We start from the raw sequence: 1974 nt of genomic DNA on the forward strand, positions 1-1974 counted from the left end.
TTATTGACCTAGATCACTCCTATTTTAGGTTGATTTTAGAACAATCTATGAAATTCAATTTATAATCTATTTAGTCTAAAAGTTAATGAACCGATGCTCACAAAGCGAGCAAGTTAGACTAGATTGAAAACTTAAAAATGCTATCTAACAACGTCAGGCAACCAAGCGCTCCTAAGTAGAGCCATCAATATTATTCTAATAAGCCGCATAATCATTAAAATAAAGTGATGATACATACCTAAGTTTCCGTACCTGCTTATACCAATACTACGTATTAACATTGTTAATAAGGAAACCAACAATGGAACGCGACTCTTTCGGAATCTGCCTTTCTAAGGCCATGCTGTTTGATAACTTACAATCAACCTTTACTCATGTTCGAGCATACGAGGAAGGAGTATCTCCCTCGCCTGACTTAAAAGTGCTATTGGCTTTTCCGCAGATGTCGGGAAAAGACTTGCTACAGACAATGCAAGGCTCTCGGCACCTTGTTTGGCGAGCAGATCATCACTGCCCTAGCTGGAAATAAATGAGTAACCCATAAAGAGCGCGTTAAGCGCTCTTTTCATTTCTTACGCACTCAATTTTATTCGTTCATTAATCAGTTAAAGACAATCGCCCAGTCATACGCTAACATTAGAGCTAATACTCTAATGTTAATTTTGAGCCTATGTCATTCTCTAAAAATCAAAAATTTGCATGCAGCCTATCCAAACGTTTTACTGCTGGCTTAGTTATAGGTCTGCTTTCGTTTTCTAGCGTCGCCGCCCCCATATCTTTTGACGATGCATGGCACTTATTACAAGAAAACAATAACTCGTTAGCTGCACAGCAAGCGAACTTAGAACGTTACCAACACATTCAAAGTGCTTCTGATAGTTTAAACCTTCCTTCCGTGAGCCTAGGCGCAAACTACACTCGCCTAGACACTGACGTAACCGTTAGCGGGCAACAACTTTCAGAAAGCTTAAATAACGTCCCTGCAGGCTTGTCTGCTATTGGAGCCATTGCTCCAGGGTTAGTTTCATCCCTCGGAGATATCACATCTACGATAACCGAGCGCGATATTTTCACATCTTCTATACGCGCTATTTGGCCGATATTCACTGGTGGTCGAATATCAGCTGCTCAAGCTGCAGCTGAAGGGAAAACAGAAGAAGCCAAAAGCCAGTTCGCGATGGAACGACAGGCTAGATACGAAGATCTCACTAAATACTATTTTTCTGTGCTGTTAGCCAAAGACGTACTACACACTCGTCAAGCGGTCGAAAATGGTTTAACGCAACACAGAGACTTCTCTCTTAAGCTTGAGCAACAAGGTCAAATCGCGAAAGTCGAGCGTTTGCAAGCAGAGGCTTCGCTAGCTAAAGCTCGCGTCGAAAAAAACAAAGCTCAGCGTGACCTCAATATCGCGCAATTGGCTCTTGGGCAAATACTAGGACAATCTTCAATTGTTGAGCCTTCAGAGTCACTATTCGTTAATGAAAACTTACCGGAAATGGGCGTTTTTATTGACCAAACACTATCGACTTATCCTGGCCTAGATCTACTTGATGCGAAAGAAAAACAAGCAAGCAGCTTAATAAAAGCCGAAAAAGGTAAGTACTATCCAGAGGTCTATTTGTACGGCGACTACAGCCTTCATGAAGATGATTCATTAGCAAGCCAAATGAAACCAGATTGGTTAGTGGGAATTGGTGTTAACGTCCCGCTTGTCGATACATCAGGGCGTTCTGAAAAAGTCTCAGCAGCTCATAGTGCTGTTTCACAGGTGAAATACTTAAAAGCACAAGCGAAGCAGGATTTAACAGTACTTGTTCAGAAGACATACCTTGAAGCGCAACAAGCTGTAGAAGAAGTTATTGGCCTAGAATCCAGCTTATCACTCGCTCAAGCCAACCTATCTTTACGTAAAAAAGCGTTCAACCAAGGCTTATCAAATTCGTTAGAGGTAGTTGATGCAGAACTGTACTT

2 protein-coding genes are annotated in these 1974 nt (G+C 41.6%); both read left to right on the forward strand.

Annotation, left to right across the window (positions count from 1 at the left end; all coding sequences use genetic code 11):
• Positions 1-301: 301 nt before the first annotated feature.
• Entirely contained in the window at positions 302-529 is a 228-nt protein-coding gene (locus L4C33_RS21925; protein ID WP_428814499.1) for a hypothetical protein, read from the forward strand.
• Positions 530-670: 141 nt separating this feature from the next.
• The coding region (locus L4C33_RS21930; protein ID WP_428814500.1) for a TolC family protein at positions 671-1974 on the forward strand (1304 nt) is incomplete at its 3' end.

It is taken from the genome of Vibrio makurazakiensis, assembly GCF_050337375.1.
In the GTDB taxonomy this organism is placed as follows: domain Bacteria; phylum Pseudomonadota; class Gammaproteobacteria; order Enterobacterales; family Vibrionaceae; genus Vibrio; species Vibrio makurazakiensis.